At 28.8% G+C, this 15,020-nt stretch carries 12 protein-coding genes and 1 other RNA gene; 6 read left to right on the top strand and 7 right to left on the bottom strand.

Going from position 1 to position 15,020, the window contains the following annotated elements:
• Position 1: 1 nt before the first annotated feature.
• The 3 genes from L8X33_RS02845 to L8X33_RS02835 form a co-directional block, all read right to left on the bottom strand.
• Positions 2-3,754 carry a class I SAM-dependent DNA methyltransferase gene (locus tag L8X33_RS02845; RefSeq protein WP_263669898.1) on the bottom strand — a complete coding sequence of 1,251 codons (3,753 nt, stop codon included), beginning with the start codon at positions 3,752-3,754 and terminating at the stop codon, positions 2-4.
• Positions 3,755-3,979: 225 nt separating this feature from the next.
• Positions 3,980-4,338, bottom strand: a transfer-messenger RNA (tmRNA) gene (gene ssrA, locus L8X33_RS02840).
• A 1-nt stretch (position 4,339) separates the two neighbouring features.
• Positions 4,340-4,750 carry a hypothetical protein gene (locus L8X33_RS02835; RefSeq protein WP_039619086.1) on the bottom strand — a complete coding sequence of 137 codons (411 nt, stop codon included), beginning with the start codon at positions 4,748-4,750 and terminating at the stop codon, positions 4,340-4,342.
• Positions 4,751-4,838: 88 nt separating this feature from the next.
• Between L8X33_RS02835 and ruvB the strand changes: the two genes are divergently transcribed.
• On the top strand, positions 4,839-5,849 hold the full coding sequence (gene ruvB / locus L8X33_RS02830) for a Holliday junction branch migration DNA helicase RuvB (protein WP_220566281.1): 1,011 nt from the start codon (positions 4,839-4,841) through the stop codon (positions 5,847-5,849).
• Positions 5,839-6,882, top strand: coding sequence for an AI-2E family transporter (locus L8X33_RS02825; protein ID WP_133319757.1), 1,044 nt, complete (start codon positions 5,839-5,841; stop codon positions 6,880-6,882). The genes ruvB and L8X33_RS02825 overlap by 11 nt, the downstream gene beginning before the upstream one ends.
• A gap of 6 nt (positions 6,883-6,888) precedes the next feature.
• Here the strand turns inward: L8X33_RS02825 and L8X33_RS02820 are convergent, their stop codons facing one another.
• Positions 6,889-8,190 carry an MFS transporter gene (locus L8X33_RS02820; protein WP_263669897.1) on the bottom strand — a complete coding sequence of 434 codons (1,302 nt, stop codon included), beginning with the start codon at positions 8,188-8,190 and terminating at the stop codon, positions 6,889-6,891.
• A gap of 76 nt (positions 8,191-8,266) precedes the next feature.
• On the opposite strand from L8X33_RS02820, the gene rdgB reads away from it, so the two are divergent.
• A complete protein-coding gene (gene rdgB, locus L8X33_RS02815) occupies positions 8,267-8,884 on the top strand; it encodes an RdgB/HAM1 family non-canonical purine NTP pyrophosphatase (protein ID WP_263662584.1) in 618 nt (205 codons plus the stop codon).
• Positions 8,885-8,945: 61 nt separating this feature from the next.
• Here rdgB and L8X33_RS02810 read toward each other — a convergent pair whose 3' ends face one another.
• The 3 genes from L8X33_RS02810 to L8X33_RS02800 are packed head-to-tail and all read right to left on the bottom strand — an operon-like array spanning position 8,946 to position 12,640.
• Entirely contained in the window at positions 8,946-11,375 is a 2,430-nt protein-coding gene (locus tag L8X33_RS02810; protein ID WP_263669896.1) for an efflux RND transporter permease subunit, read from the bottom strand.
• Positions 11,375-11,944, bottom strand: a complete 570-nt coding sequence (locus L8X33_RS02805; RefSeq protein WP_258108135.1) for an ABC transporter substrate-binding protein — start codon at positions 11,942-11,944, stop codon at positions 11,375-11,377. The genes L8X33_RS02810 and L8X33_RS02805 overlap by 1 nt, the downstream gene beginning before the upstream one ends.
• Before the next feature lie 9 nt (positions 11,945-11,953).
• Positions 11,954-12,640, bottom strand: a complete 687-nt coding sequence (locus L8X33_RS02800; protein WP_133319762.1) for a VacJ family lipoprotein — start codon at positions 12,638-12,640, stop codon at positions 11,954-11,956.
• Between the two features lie 211 nt (positions 12,641-12,851).
• On the opposite strand from L8X33_RS02800, the gene modA reads away from it, so the two are divergent.
• Genes modA through L8X33_RS02785 form a run of 3 tightly spaced genes read left to right on the top strand, consistent with a single transcriptional unit; the run spans position 12,852 to position 14,832 of the window.
• The gene (modA, locus tag L8X33_RS02795) at positions 12,852-13,598 is read left to right on the top strand and encodes a molybdate ABC transporter substrate-binding protein (RefSeq protein WP_263661261.1); all 747 of its coding nucleotides are present in this window, start codon (positions 12,852-12,854) and stop codon (positions 13,596-13,598) included.
• Positions 13,595-13,984 (top strand): hypothetical protein, encoded by a 390-nt coding sequence (locus tag L8X33_RS02790; RefSeq protein WP_263669895.1) that lies wholly within the window; start codon positions 13,595-13,597, stop codon positions 13,982-13,984. Before modA ends, L8X33_RS02790 begins: the two co-directional genes overlap by 4 nt.
• The gene (locus L8X33_RS02785; RefSeq protein WP_263669894.1) at positions 13,978-14,832 is read left to right on the top strand and encodes a sulfate/molybdate ABC transporter ATP-binding protein; all 855 of its coding nucleotides are present in this window, start codon (positions 13,978-13,980) and stop codon (positions 14,830-14,832) included. The genes L8X33_RS02790 and L8X33_RS02785 overlap by 7 nt, the downstream gene beginning before the upstream one ends.
• Positions 14,833-15,020: the final 188 nt, after the last annotated feature.

Here is a 15,020-nt window from a genome sequence, read left to right as displayed (position 1 = left end):
CTTAATTCCTTAATAATGCTATATATTCGCTTTGTTTTTCGTTTAAGACTTTAAAAGTGCTTATCATGTAAGAAAATTCATCATCACTTAAACTATAAAGTTGTTTAACTAATAAATCATTTTTTGCTCTTAAGACATCATAAGCTTTTTTAGTTTTTGGAATTTCATCATCTTTTATGTTAAATTCTTGTTTTAGCTCATCAAAATGATGATTTTTATCATTATAAAGCTGTAAAAGCAAGGCATTTTTAGCTAGAGTTTTATAGATTTCATTGTTTTGAATTTCTTTATCACTTGGTTGAGGCAGAGGAATTCTTTCTAAATAGGTTTTGCTTACATTGATTTGCACCATATTTCTTATGATAAAATCAACCACTAAAGAATTAAACAAAGCCAAAGTAAATAAAATTCTTTCATAAGGCACTACATCTATACAAATTTCATCATCTTTTAAAATATATAGTTTTGGTACATTTGCAAACATACTATGTCCAAAACCACAATTTTTTGGTAATAAAGAAGCTATCAAGGTTCTTTCATTTGTATCGCTTGCAACAGCTCTATAAGTAAGTCTAAAAAATTCTCTATCATACTTTATCAATTCAGGCTTTAGTTCTTTGCCGGTGGCCTTTTTAGCTCTTAAAAGTTCTTTGCTTTTTAAACGCTCATCAAATTTAGCCTTTTCTAAAAAATAAATAGCTTGGCTAAAATTTGCATTAAATTGATGTATCATTTTGCCTTCATATAAGGGTAAAAGTCCTTCCCTAAACTCTTCTATAAATAAATCTTTATCATTTGTCATATCAAGCTCTCTTCTAAAATCTATATAATCAAAAGACAAGGTTTGAAAAGCATTATAAGATTTTCTTAGAATTTCTAAAGCTTGCTTGTCTTTTGGCTCCATTAAGGCTAAGTGAGTTGGGCTTAACTTTTTGATATCTTCTAAACTTAGAGTTAAAATTTCATCTTTGTTTTTTAATGAGTTTATATCTGTTTTATAAAACATCGTTTTGATTTTATGGGCATTATTTGCTTGTGTGTTTTTTATTTGCATAAGAGCAAATTTATATCTTGAATCCACATCAGCAAATATAGCTTGTCTATTTTCAAAACTATAAAAATATTCTAAAGTTTTATTTTCTAAAATTTCTTTTCTTAAAGTCAAACTTCCATCTTCAAACATCAAAGCACTAGGAAGCACATAAGCTAAATTTCCATCTTGTTTTAAAAGAGAAAGATTTTTTTCTACAAAAAGACGAAATAAATTTCCATCTCCACTACCTTTATTTAGCAGATAAGCTTTTTTATAATACTCGTTTAAATCATTTATATATGCTTTTTGTTTTTCGTAATTTTGCTTTATATAATCTTTTGCTAGCAAATTGTCTTGAATTTCTTTTTTCTTGCTAGCAATTAAGCTTCTATAATCGCTTTTATATTGTGGAAAGAAATCATCATCACTAAATTTAGTTTTATCCCAAGGTGGATTACCTATGATGATATCAAAGCCTTTAAAGACTTGATTTTCTATGATTTCAGGAAATTCTAACTCATAATTAAAGAAGTTAAATTCTTTTTGATATTTGCTAATGATAGCTTTTGCTTGTTTATTTTGGCTTAAATTTTGTATATCATCTTGACTTAGGGCTTTTAGAATTTGTAATTCTTCTTTGTTAGCAAAATGAAGTGAGTTGATATAGTTTAGATATAAATTTAACTTATCAAGTTTTGGTATGATTTCATTTTGATAGATTTGTTTGGATTGTTTGATTTGTTCTTCGTTGGTATCTTGTAGATTATCAAGCTTTTCAAATACTTCTTGCAAAATTTCAAATTCTTGAGTAATGGAATTTGTGAAAATATTTTCTTTATTTTGCTTTATTAAATTTTCAAAATCACTTATACTTGAGCCTAGCAAAGCATTGCCACATTTTATGTGATGTTCTATAAAAGAAAGTGGGGTTCCAAAGATAAAACTATCTATCCAAAGACTAAGCTTAGTAAGCTCTATACTAAATGGATTTAAATCCACTCCATAAATAATGCGTTTTAGCAAAAGTCGTTTTAAAACATCACTTTCATCTAACTCATAATCTTGCGTGAAATCTTTTATATGATTTGCGATATTTTCTTTTTCTTGTTCGTGGAGTTGCTTTAAATTTGTAAAATGTTCAAAATCTGATAAAACAATATGCGTGATAGCATTTAAAACCGCAACTAAAAAATGCCCACTACCGCAAGCATTGTCTAGAATTTTAAATTTCAAAATGTTTTCATTGTTTAGTTTGTCTTTTAAAGCACTTTGGATTAAAAAATTAGCTATGGATTGAGGTGTATAAAAGCTTGCACTTGCTTTTCTTGAGTTGCTAGTATTTTTTAGATAAATTTGTCCTTCTCTATAAAAAGTGTATTTTTCTAATTTTTTTGATTTTTCTAAAATTTTAAAGTCATAATTATCAAAATAACACTCTATTTCTTTTGATTTTTCTTTATAGCTTACATAGTAAATATCTTCATTTGCTACTTCAAAAAAGTAAGAAAGCAAGCCTTCATAAATCGTGCCTAAATGCTCTATACTTAAGGTTTTATAATCTCTTTTAAAAGTTAAATTTTTATCTTTGTAGTATAATAATTGTTCTAAAATTTTCTTCAAGTCTTTATCGCTGAAAATCTTTGGTGTGTTTAAAAGAGTGGTTTTGCTCTCATCAAACAACCCACCATTGAAAACAGGCATGTCAAAATTGCCTTTGCCTTTATTATAAATTTGAAATATCATTTCTAAATCACCAAAGCCAGCACTTGAGCTTTCATCATCGCTTAAATTTTGCAATAAAGTTTTTATGCTAATTTTGCTTTTGAAGTATTTATGCTTTTCTAAGATATTTTCAAATTTATCTTCAAAATAAGCAATAAATAAAAGCCTAAACACAAAATATAAAGAATTTTCATAGATTAGCTTTAAATCAGCTTTAGTTTTGTTATAAATCTTAGAACCTATAAATTCAAATAAAGATTCATTGCCATTAGTTCCATAGATGATAGATTTTAAATCATCTTCTATTTTTATTTTTGATTCTTTATTAACTTGTAAAGATTTTTCTATGTGTTTTTCTTCCGTATAACTTGCTGAAGCAAAAATACTATAAAAATACGCAAAAGCTTGGTAATTTTTATCTTTTATGATTTGTTCTAAATTTATCTCATAAAATACCTTGTTTGCACTAAGTGTAGAGTTATCATAAAAACGCCAAAACCTACCATTAGTTAAAAAGCCATAATTTTTCTTAAGATTACTAAGATATCTTAAAATTTGAAAATGGGGATTTTCTTTTACTTTTTTATTATCTATTTGCACATCATAGGCTTTTGACTCCATGATAATAGTGAATTCATTGCTTGATTTTTTTGTTTCTTTGTCTAAATTTTCATAATTTGCTTTTATATTTTCATCACTAAAAAGCAAAAAATCGGGCTTTTCTAATTTACCCTGTATGATCTTTTCATCTTGTCTTATAAATTTCCACCCTAAAATGTCTAACACTTTTGATATAAATTCATCTTCAAATTGATGTTCGTTATAATTTTGAAAATTTCTTTGAGTGGCGTTGTATAGACAGATTATATTATCTAAGGTTGTTTTATATGTGTTTTCATTTTTAGTAAAATTATAAATATTTGGAAAATCCACCTCTAGAGCATAGTTGGTAAAAAGATTATTATCAAGATATTTTTTAATTTCTTCATAAAAATTCATAGAACAACCTTAGTATTTTTTAAAATGATAACAAAAAGAACTTTTTAAAATACTAAGAAATACTATCAAGCTTTATAATGAATTTAAATTTAGAATTAATAAAAACCTTACCATCTATCTTAAAAGAAGCCTTCCTTGAAGTCCTATCAATAATAAGAAACCTTTGATGAAATTAAATTATTAAAATACTAAATTCTAATAAATTGATATATGAAAGATTAATTTTGGTGGAGACGAGGGGAATTGAACCCCTGTCCAAAAATAAAACAACCACGGCATCTACATGCTTAGCAAAGGTGAAAATTTCATCTAGCCAAACTCACCTTCCAAAATTTCAAGCTAGACTAAGACTTTAACTTCAATCAAAACTTGTCAAATTTCAATCTACACTATCGAAAATGACCAAATCCTAAGCTAGATAGTATCGCTTAAAATTCAGGCTCAACTGAACTTACGCAGCTTTAGCGTAAGCAGGAGCAAATTTAACGTTGTTTGCGTTTAATTTTAATTTGAGCTTTATACGCTTTGCTCAAAGCGACATGCCACCAAGGCCACTCTACTCCTGTCGAAGCCAAGTCGTCCCCGTTATTTAGAAATTTTATCAGGAACATTTGCAATTTGAGGGTTAAATACGCTTAAAAAAGAAGCATTTTTTTCATAATCACTGCAATATCTATCAAGCTGCTCACCCACTAAAAACATCCAATCCACAAATTCATCGCTAGCAGGCCCATCAAATTTAGCTGCTTCTTGCATAATTTCCTCACAAAATGTGCAAAAATTTGCAATCTCATCTAAATTTAATCTTTTAGCAGCCCAAACTACATTGTGGATATTTTGCTCTAAGTCTTTTAAAGCTTCTTTGTATTTTGAGCTATCACTGCTTAGCTTTACTATCAAAGGCTCTAAAACATCACAAAGACTTCTAAAAAAATACAAAAAACGCTCGATTTCTTCAAGCTCGTAATCTAACTCTAATTGCTCTAAAATTCCCATAAAAACTTCTATAATCTGAGTTTAAATGTTTATTTTAGCAAATTTTAGATAAAATTAAAATTTCTTAGCAAAATAAAATGGAAAAAATATGGATAGAATCGTAGAGATTGAAAAATTCTCCCCTGATGAAACTTATGAAACAAGTCTTAGACCTTCAAATTTTGATGGCTACATAGGACAAGAAAATATTAAAAAAAATTTAGAAATTTTTATCAAAGCTGCTAAAAAAAGAAATGAATGTCTAGATCATATCCTTTTTAGTGGGCCTGCAGGACTTGGTAAGACAACTTTAGCAAACATTATCTCATATGAAATGAATGCAAATATCAAAACTACTGCTGCACCCATGATAGAAAAAAGCGGGGATTTAGCTGCGATTTTAACTAATCTTAGCGAGGGAGATATTTTATTTATCGATGAAATTCATCGCTTAAGTCCCGCAATAGAAGAAGTGCTTTATCCTGCTATGGAGGATTTTCGTCTTGATATTATCATCGGTAGTGGCCCTGCTGCACAAACAATCAAAATCGATTTGCCCAAATTTACTTTAATAGGTGCTACTACAAGAGCAGGTATGCTAAGTAATCCTTTACGCGATCGCTTTGGTATGCAATTTCGCTTGGAATTTTATAAAAACGAAGAGCTTGCTATTATTTTAGAAAAAGCAGCTCTAAAGCTTAATAAAACTTGTGAAAAAAAAGCTTCTTTAGAAATAGCCAAACGCAGTCGCTCAACCCCAAGAATAGCATTAAGATTGCTTAAGCGTGTAAGAGACTTTGCTGATGTAAATGATGAAGAAATCATTAGCGAAAAAAGAGCTAAACAAGCACTTGATTCCTTAGGGGTAAATGAGCTTGGTTTTGACGCGATGGATTTGCGGTATTTAGAACTTTTAACTGAAGCTAAAAGAAAACCTATAGGACTTTCTAGTATAGCCGCAGCATTAAGTGAGGATGAAAATACCATAGAAGATGTGATAGAGCCATATTTACTAGCAAATGGCTATATAGAAAGAACAGCCAAAGGTCGCATTGCAAGCTTAAAAAGCTTTGATGTTTTAAAATTAAAATATAACAAAGGTTTATTTGATGAAAAGTAGTAATTTTTTCTTGATTAGTTTTATTTTGATCATTTTATTTTGGGTACTTTTTTTGTTTAAACCTTTTTTGATGAATATAGCCATAGCAAGTTTAATGGCTGTTTCTACTTCTAATGTTAATGTTAAATTTTTAAGTATTTTTAAAGGTAAAAAAGTCGTTGCTGCAGCAGCTACTACTGCTTTTATGCTAGCTTTATTTTTTATCCCTTTTGTATATGCTATTATAGAGCTAGCAAAGGCTGCAAAAGGTTTTGATATAAGCTATTTTCACAATACCATAGAATATTTTAAAAATTATTCCCTACACCTACCCGAATCTTTAAGCTTTATAGAACCCAAAATCAAAGAAGCATTAGCAAGTATTGACTTAAATTCTATCTCTAAAAATGTTTTAACCTATCTTTCAAGCGCAACTAAATTTGGCACTAAATTTCTAACTGACATGGTATTAATTTGTGTGTTTTATTTCTTTGCTAATCTTTATGGAGCCCAACTCATTGGCTATATAAAAAGCATAGTGCCTATGAAAAAAGAAGAAACTCAAGGCATTTTAAGTGAAGTGAGTAATGTAATGTCTGTGGTGTTTTATTCTATGGTGCTAAATGCCATTTTACAAGGGGTGCTTTTTGCTATCATTACTAAATTTTATGGTTATGATGCGATTTTAATGGGAATATTATTTTGCTTTAGCTCTTTAATCCCTGTGGTAGGTGGGGCCTTAGTTTATGTGCCTGTCTCTTTATATGAATTTGCAAATAATAATCTAAGCGGTGCTTTAGTGATTTTCATTTATAGCGTGGTAATGATATCTTTTATCGCAGATACTTTAGTAAAACCTTATATCATTAAATGGATCAATGAAAAACTTGTTCAAATTCCAACACAAATTAACGAACTTTTAATTTTCTTTGCGATGATAGCAGGAATTTCAAGTTTTGGCTTTTGGGGTATTATCCTTGGACCTGCTATTTTAACTTTCTTTATTTCTACTTTAAAATTATATGTGATTTTAAAAGAAAAGCATTTTGTATAAAAGCGATTATTTTCCAATAATCGCTAAAATTTCTTCTTCGCTTGTAAGTTTTTTATTGTATTTAATCACTAAAAATTTAGAGTTTTTATACACATCTAAAACTCCATTTATGCCTTTAATCATATTTAAATCATGTTTTGTTTCTAAAGATAAATAGACATTTTTAAAATCTGCTGGACTTTGTAAAAACAAAAGCAACACAAACCAAATTACAGACAAAGCTATCAAAATAAAAGCGAGAGCAACTAAACTAAAATGGTGTAAAAAATACCCTCCAACGACACCACCTAAAAAGCTTCCAAAATAGCCAAAAGCATTAAACACACCCAAAGCTGCACCTTTTTCATTTACCTTAGCAAATTTACTCGCACAGCTTTGCATAATAGGCTCATGTAAATTAAATCCTATAAAAAACACTACAACACCCACCATAAACACTAAAGCATTATGCGAAAAAGCAAATATAATATAAGCAATGATAAAAAATGCCACACCTAAAAGCAATATCTCTTTACTTAAGCCTCTTTTTTCTCCCAAAGATCCTGATAAACCCATAGCTAAAAACCCAAGCACCATAGAGCTAACATAAACATGCCATAAATTCTCACTTGGATAATTAAACTCATGCACCAAAACCAAAGGAATACTTAAAAACGCAATACTCATAAGCATTTTTTGCATACAATTAGTAAGATTCATCAAAGCTAAGTTTTTTTCTTTTAAAAGTTTTTTTAATGGGGTTTTAGTATTTTCATGTACTATTGTATGCTCTTTTGGCACAACACTAAATAAAAGCACGATACAAATTAGACTTAAAATGGCACTTAAATCAAACAAACTAGAAAGTCCGAATTTAGCACTCATTAAAGGAGAAAGCACTAAAGAAGCTGCAAAAGAAAGTCCTATAAATGAACCCATGATAGCCATAGCCTTACCACGATTTTCTTCATTGATAAAATCACTTATCATAGCAGTAGCTACTGCTCCTATGGCTCCTGCACCTTGTAAAAGCCTTCCAAACATCATCGTATAAATATCATCAGCATATGAACACACCAAAGAACCTATGATAAACACCACAAGTCCTATTAGCATAGTTTTTTTACGCCCTATTTTATCTGAAATAATACCAAAAGGAACTTGCAATGCCATTTGAGTTAGAGCATACACACCTACTAAAAGCCCTACTAAAAACTCATTAGCTCCTTTTAAATTTAAAGCATATAAACTTAAAACCGGTAAAACTATAAACAATCCAAAAAATCTAGTTCCTACAATAAAAGACAAAGGTAAAACGGTTTTTAACATCTTTTCTCCTTATAAAGGATAATTTTACTATGATTTTGATAAACTTTTTTTAAAGTCAAAACAAAAAGAGTAATTTATGAAGAAAAAATTAAAAATCATTCTAGCAACTTCTAACGCACACAAAGTAGAAGAAATCAAAAAATTTTTAACTACTTATGAAATTTATGCCTTAAATGAAATCATCACCCCTTTTGAAATCATCGAAGATGGCACAAGTTTTAAAGAAAATGCTTTGATAAAATCTAAAGCTATTTTTAATGCTTTAGGCAAAAAACAAAATGAATTTATCACCTTAAGCGATGATAGTGGTATAAGCGTAGAGGCTTTAGACAATGCGCCAGGGATTTTTTCTGCAAGATACTCTCAAGAAGGCACTGATGAGGCCAATAGAAACAAGCTCATCCAAGCTTTACATGAAAAAAATCTACATCAAAGCAAAGCTTTTTACACTGCAGCCATAGCTATAAGCTCAAAATATGGACATTTTAGCACGCATGGATATATGCATGGCCTTGCTATTGACACTCCAAGGGGTAATAATGGCTTTGGATATGATCCTTTGTTTATCCCAAAAGGTTTTGATAAAACCTTAGGTGAATTAGATGAGCAAGTAAAATTAAAAATTTCACACCGCTCACAAGCACTAATGTTTGCTACTTATATCTTAAGGGTATTAGAAAAAATGGAGTATTAATGAAACAATTTATAAAATATATGCTTATTGCTTTTGGTGTTTATGTGATTTGGATTTTACTTTATTTTAATTTTGTTTTAAAATAATGATAAGTTAAAATAAAACTTGGTAATAAAAAAAGCGAACCAAATAAAAGCAAGCTCATAGCTAAAACCGTAAGCAAACCAAAATAAATCGTCGGGATAAAATTACTGCTAATCATCACTAAAAAACCTAGAATAATCGTAACACTAGTATAATAAATCGCACTTCCTATACCTATATGCGAAGCTTTTATGGCCTCTTCTAAGCTTTTATATTTTAATTCTTCTTTAAAACGATGAATATAATGAATCATATCATCAACCCCTATTCCTATACAAATAGCAGCTATGGTAATACTCATAATATCAAGTGGTATATTTAAAACACCCATTAAGCCAAACACCAAAGCTAAAGGTATGAGATTGGCCAAAATTGCCACAAAAGCATAAACAAAACTTCTAAAAATCACCACAAACAAAGCAAAAATCACAAGCACCACAAAGGCTAAAGTGTCAAATTGTGATGAAAAAAGACTTTGAAGCATATTATTGTACAAAGGCATAATACCACTGATTTTAACCTCTACATTATCATTTTGCAAAAGCTCATTTAAGTCTTTTTCAAGCTGTTTTAAAAAAGCATCGCGTCTTAAATTTGGATCACTATCTAGCATACGCACGCTAAATCGCAACTCATTATTTTCTACACTAACAAAAGGGGTTAAAACTTGCTTTTTAAAATTCTCATCTAAATTTTCATACAAAAACGCTAGAGCAAAATCATCTAAAGTCTTACCATCATTAATGCTTTTTCCAAGCTCTAGCAAACTTTGCAAGCTAAGCACAGAACCTACATATTTTTGCTTACTTAAAAACTCATGAACCTTAGCAGCTATTCTTGTTTTTTCACTACTAAAAAAATACCTATCATCTTTGGATAAATCATCAAATTCTTGTTCAAACTCATCTAAGCTTTCATTTTGTTTTGGATTTTGCTTAAATTTGACAATCACATCTAAAGGCATAGTTCCACCTAGCTCTTTATCTATAATCAACAAGCCTTGTTTAATCCTAGAACTATCTTTAAAATAACTCACAAAACTATTTTCTACTTTAATTTGCAAAATTCCATACAAAGCAAAAGCCACACAAAATAAACTTATACCATAGATAAATTTTCTATGTTTTAAACTTACATTTGCACAAAAACTTAAAAATTTCAACGAATTTTGATTAAGCTCTTTAAAATTTAAACGCGGTATTAATACTAAAATACTTGCAAAATAAATATAAGCTAAAATCAAACTCACACTGATGCCAAGGTTCATCATAATACCAAGTTTAATAATAGGCTCAATATCTGAAAAAACAAAACTTAAAAACCCAACAACCGTGGTTAAAATAGCAAAAAAACTAGGACTTGCTTTATCAAGTAAGGTTGAGAGCAAAAGCTTATAAACGCTAGCTTTTGGGTGTTTGTGTAAATTTTCTATAAAATGCACGATTAAGTGTATCACAACAGAGACAGTGATAATAAGCACTAAAGCTACATAGTTTGAAGACACCACAGTAATATCAAAGCCCAAAAGCGCGAAAATCCCGCTTGAAGTAAAAAGTGAAACCACACAAATTCCCAAAGCCAAAAACACTAAACGCAAAGAGCCAAAAAACCACCAAAGTGCTATAAATAAAAGCCCTATTAAACTAAGTCCATAAATTTTTAAATCACTTTTTACATAATTAATCATATCATTAGCGATCATTTCAACACCACCAAGGTGTAAAAAGTCTCCATTTTGACTATATTTAGATACTATTTTAGTAATTTCTTCTAATCTTTTTGCACTAAATTCCCTTGAGCTTTCTTGGTGCTTTTTAATCAAGGCTCTAAAATGCTCTTTTTCATTTTCATTTTGCGCATTATCCCTTGAATTAATCAAGTCATTATAAACAAGATCAGGTGCTAGATAAATCAAAATTCCCGTTGTTTTTCCATCTTTTGAGATGATATTATTTTTATAAAAGGGTTGATTTAAAATTTCTTTTTTAGCTAGATTAATATCCACATCTTGACTAAAAATATTAGGTATATTTTGGATAAGCTCTTTTAACTCTTTACCTTTAGAACTTGCAAGTAAAGGCGCATTAGTGATAGAAAATACCTTTTGCACACCATTGATTTTTTCTAAATCAAGAGTTAAGTTTTTGATAGTTTCTAAATTTTCTTTAGCAAAAATATCTTTATTTTTAGGAGCAAAAGCAAGCATTAAAAAATTATCATTGCCGTAACGCGCTGAAACTTCTCTATATAGTTTCAAACCCTCATCATGCTCTAAAAGCAAGCTTTCAGCACTTGCATCAACACTTAAATTTTTAGCAAAAAAACTAAAAAATATACAAAAGATTAAAGTAATCCCCAAAGTTAGCTTTGGGAAATTAAGAAAGATTTTTAAAATTTTACTTAGCATTATTTAGAAAAATCAACACTAGAAAGCTTTTCAAGCAAGGTTTTAAAATCGCCATTTTGCAAGACATCTTTAAATTGTGAGCGATAAGTTTGTATGATACTTATGCCAAAAATATCTACATCATAAATTTGCCAATCATTATTTTTATCATAAAATTTAAAGATTACAAAATTTTCTTTACCATCTACTATCATAGAAGTTTTTAAAAAGGCTCTTTTATTTTTTTCTTCTAAATTAATCACTTTTAATTTTTGAGAATCATACAAAGCAAGCTTATCTGTGAAACTTTTTTTAAGGTTTTTTTCAAAAGCTTTGTTAAATTCATTTTTTTCATTTTCACTTAATTTTTCATATCTTGTAGAAAGACTAAGTTTAGCCATAAGTTCATAATCAAAAACACCATCAAATAAAGCAAAGATTTTTTCCGCTGCTTTAGCTTTATCGTTTTTATTTTGATCTAGAATTTTTAAGCTCTCATCAATTTTTTCTTGCATGGTTTTAGAAATATCTTGCAAATTTAAAGCAAAAGCAAATACTACGCTAAAAAATAAAGCTATGATTTTTTTCATTTTATCTCCTTATTTGATGAGTTCTTGGCGTCTTTGTTCATACGCATCGCGTATAAAAATGTAATAATCTACACTATTTTGGTAAATATCATCTATTTTTTCATACTCAAAACTTAATTCATTGAGTTTTAATGCAGCATTTACACCCACACCAACCCAAAAATTCTCAATATACCCCTCAGGCACCATAAACCAATTTACAGGCAAAGCTAAAGCATCTCTTACATTATAAGGACCTAAAAGTGGAAGCACTAAGTGTGGTCCACTACCTACTCCCCATTTACCCAAAGTTGTTCCAAAATCAGCTTCATAACTTTTTAAAGGAGTTTTACTCGCACTATCTAACAAACCAAATCCAAAAATCACATTCACACAAAATCTTCCAAATTCCTCACCAGCTTTTCTAAATTCTAAACTTAAAAGATGATTAATAAATCTAAAAGGTGATCTTGTGGTATCAAAAGCATTTTTTACACCTGTTCTTATAAAACTTGGAGTAATGCTTTTATAAGAAAGCACAACCGGTCTTAAAAAATAAGTATAAAGATCATAATTAAATTTACTCATAGCTTTATTGTAGGTATAAAAGCTATCTTTGACTTCTTTTTTTTGATATTCTTGTTCAAAATCTTCAAAGTCATTTGCTAAAATCAAAGTGTTAAAAAATAAACACAAAGTTAGTATGTATTTTAACAAGCTTTTTCCTTTTAAAATTTCATAAATTGAAATCTTATATTATACAAAAATTAAAATAAATTTTTACATTAAAAATATTCTTTAAAAAAAATTAGTAATTTTTATTTACTTATGAAATAAGTCTTAGAAAATATGCAAAAAATATAAATTTATTTTTGCTTTTAAAAATAAGCTATAATTTTTTTAAAATTTACTATTAAAAGGATAAAAAATGAAAAAAATTTTTACCCTACTTTTTTTGTGTATTTTTGGCTATAGCGCTGATGTAAATATCGCTGCAGCTGCAAATGTAGCTTACGCTTTTAAAGCCTTACAAAAAGAATTTCAAAAAGAAAACCCTGATATTAGTATCAATGTAAGCTTAGGTGCTAGTGGAAATTTAGTTTCGCAAATCAAAAATGGAGCGCCATTTGATATATTTATGGCTGCAAATATGAAATTTGCACAAAGTTTGTATGAAGATAATTTTGCTAGTACAAAACCTGTTATTTATGCTCAAGGAGCTTTAGCTTTACTAAGTGTTAGAATGGATTTAAGCAAAGGATTAGACACGCTTAAAGAAGAAAAAGTAAAAATCATCACCATAGCTAATCCCAAAGCTGCTCCCTATGGTCAAGCTAGTATAGAAACTTTACAAAATGCTAAAATTTATGAGCAAACAAAAACTAAAATTATCGAGGCAAAATCCATAGGAGAAGCACTTACTCAAACATTAAAAGCAGCCGATGTGGGTTTTATAGCAGCAAGTGCTTTATATGAAGATACGCTAAAATCTTATAAACTCCAAGAAGGAAAAAATTATATTTTAATCAATCCAAAGCTTTATGAACCAATCAATCAAGGCATTATCATCACTTCTTATGGTAAAAATAATGCCAAAGCAAAGAAATTTTATGATTTTATTTTAAGCAAAAAGGCTAAGGAAATTTTCAAAGCTTATGGCTATAATATCCCATGATTAAAGCTAAAATAAATACTATAAAAAATCATGAAAATATAAACTGGGTAGAATTTCTTATAAATAAACATAAATTATTTATGCTTGCTTTAGAACTTGATGAAAAAGCAAGCATTGATCAAGAAGTTTTACTAGCTTTTAAAAGTAGCGAGTGCTTGCTTAGTAAAAAAAAATTAGAAAATTCATTTTTAAATACCTTTTATGCAAAAATCATTGATATTTTTCAAGGACAAATCATCACTATCGTAAGATTAGAAAATGAAATTTGCACTTTCGAAGCTCAAATTAGCACCCATGAGTTTTTAGAGCAAAATTATCAAAAAAATGATTTTGTATTTGCTTATGTACATCCTAGTGCTTTATTTATCAAAGAGTATTTATGCTAAAACTTGACTTTGAAAAAATCTTTAAAAATAAAGAAAAAGAATTTAAACTTAAGGTTAAATTTGAAGTTAAAGAAGGAGAATTTTGTGCTATTTTTGGAAAAAGTGGTAGTGGTAAAACTACGCTTTTGAGAATTTTAGCAGGTTTTGAAAAAGCACAAGGAATTTGCACTTTTAATAATACGATATTTTTTGATGATAAAAACTTTCTAAGCCCACAAAAAAGAAAACTTGGTTTTGTTTTTCAAGATTATGCTTTATTTGAAAATATGAATGTAGAGCAAAACTTACTTTTTGCTAAAAAAGATCTAAAATTTGCTAATGAACTTTTAAAACTTTTAGATTTAAGCAAACACAAAAAAAGTCATATTTTAGAACTAAGTGGGGGACAAAAACAACGCGTAGCTTTAGCAAGAGCCATTATGCAAAAACCCAAACTTTTACTTTTAGATGAGCCATTTAGCGCCTTAGATAATGAGATAAAACTACACTTGCATGATTATCTTTTAAATATACATAAAACTTATAAAATCACTACTATTTTAATCAGCCATGATGTAAGTGAAGTTTATAAACTAGCTAATAAAGTCATCATTTTAGAAAATGGAGCTATCATTAAAGAAGGCTCGCCTAATGAAGTTTTTTTAAAGACACAAGGCTCACAAAAATTTGCTATAAAAGCACGCATTTTAAAACTACAAAAGCAAGATAGCATATTTATAGCCATACTTGCCATAGGTAATCAAATCAGCCAAGTAGCGCTAAGCCCTTTAGAAGCTAAAGATTTTAAAGAAAATGATGAAGTGCTTTTGAGCCAAAAAGCTTTTGCGCTAAATTTAACTAAGATATAAAAACAATGTTAAAATAAGATAAATTATCACAAGGTTATAAATGACTTATGGATTTTTTATCTTAAAATTTTATACTAGCTTATGGATAAAATGGAAGATAAGATTATCTTGTGGTTATTTTATAGCCCCTACTGCACCACCTTTTATCCTTTTGTAGTTTCATTTTTAAATTAATTTAAAAGGATATA

Source organism: Campylobacter sp. CNRCH_2014_2849, from assembly GCF_025772845.1.
Lineage (GTDB): Bacteria > Campylobacterota > Campylobacteria > Campylobacterales > Campylobacteraceae > Campylobacter_D > Campylobacter_D lari_D.
Note: the sequence above shows the minus strand (reverse complement) of the source record. Positions and strands in the feature narration are given on the sequence as shown.

Bases quoted from the DNA above. Each gene is read 5' to 3' on its own strand.
- ruvB (WP_220566281.1), top strand. From the start codon at position 4,839: ATGGATAGAATCGTAGAGATTGAAAAATTCTCCCCTGATGAAACTTAT.
- L8X33_RS02805 (WP_258108135.1), bottom strand. From the start codon at position 11,944: ATGAAAAAAATCATAGCTTTATTTTTTAGCGTAGTATTTGCTTTTGCT.
- L8X33_RS02825 (WP_133319757.1), top strand. From the start codon at position 5,839: ATGAAAAGTAGTAATTTTTTCTTGATTAGTTTTATTTTGATCATTTTA.
- L8X33_RS02790 (WP_263669895.1), top strand. From the start codon at position 13,595: ATGATTAAAGCTAAAATAAATACTATAAAAAATCATGAAAATATAAAC.
- L8X33_RS02845 (WP_263669898.1), bottom strand. From the start codon at position 3,754: ATGAATTTTTATGAAGAAATTAAAAAATATCTTGATAATAATCTTTTT.
- modA (WP_263661261.1), top strand. From the start codon at position 12,852: ATGAAAAAAATTTTTACCCTACTTTTTTTGTGTATTTTTGGCTATAGC.
- rdgB (WP_263662584.1), top strand. From the start codon at position 8,267: ATGAAGAAAAAATTAAAAATCATTCTAGCAACTTCTAACGCACACAAA.
- L8X33_RS02835 (WP_039619086.1), bottom strand. From the start codon at position 4,750: ATGGGAATTTTAGAGCAATTAGAGTTAGATTACGAGCTTGAAGAAATC.
- L8X33_RS02820 (WP_263669897.1), bottom strand. From the start codon at position 8,190: ATGTTAAAAACCGTTTTACCTTTGTCTTTTATTGTAGGAACTAGATTT.
- L8X33_RS02785 (WP_263669894.1), top strand. From the start codon at position 13,978: ATGCTAAAACTTGACTTTGAAAAAATCTTTAAAAATAAAGAAAAAGAA.
- L8X33_RS02810 (WP_263669896.1), bottom strand. From the start codon at position 11,375: ATGCTAAGTAAAATTTTAAAAATCTTTCTTAATTTCCCAAAGCTAACT.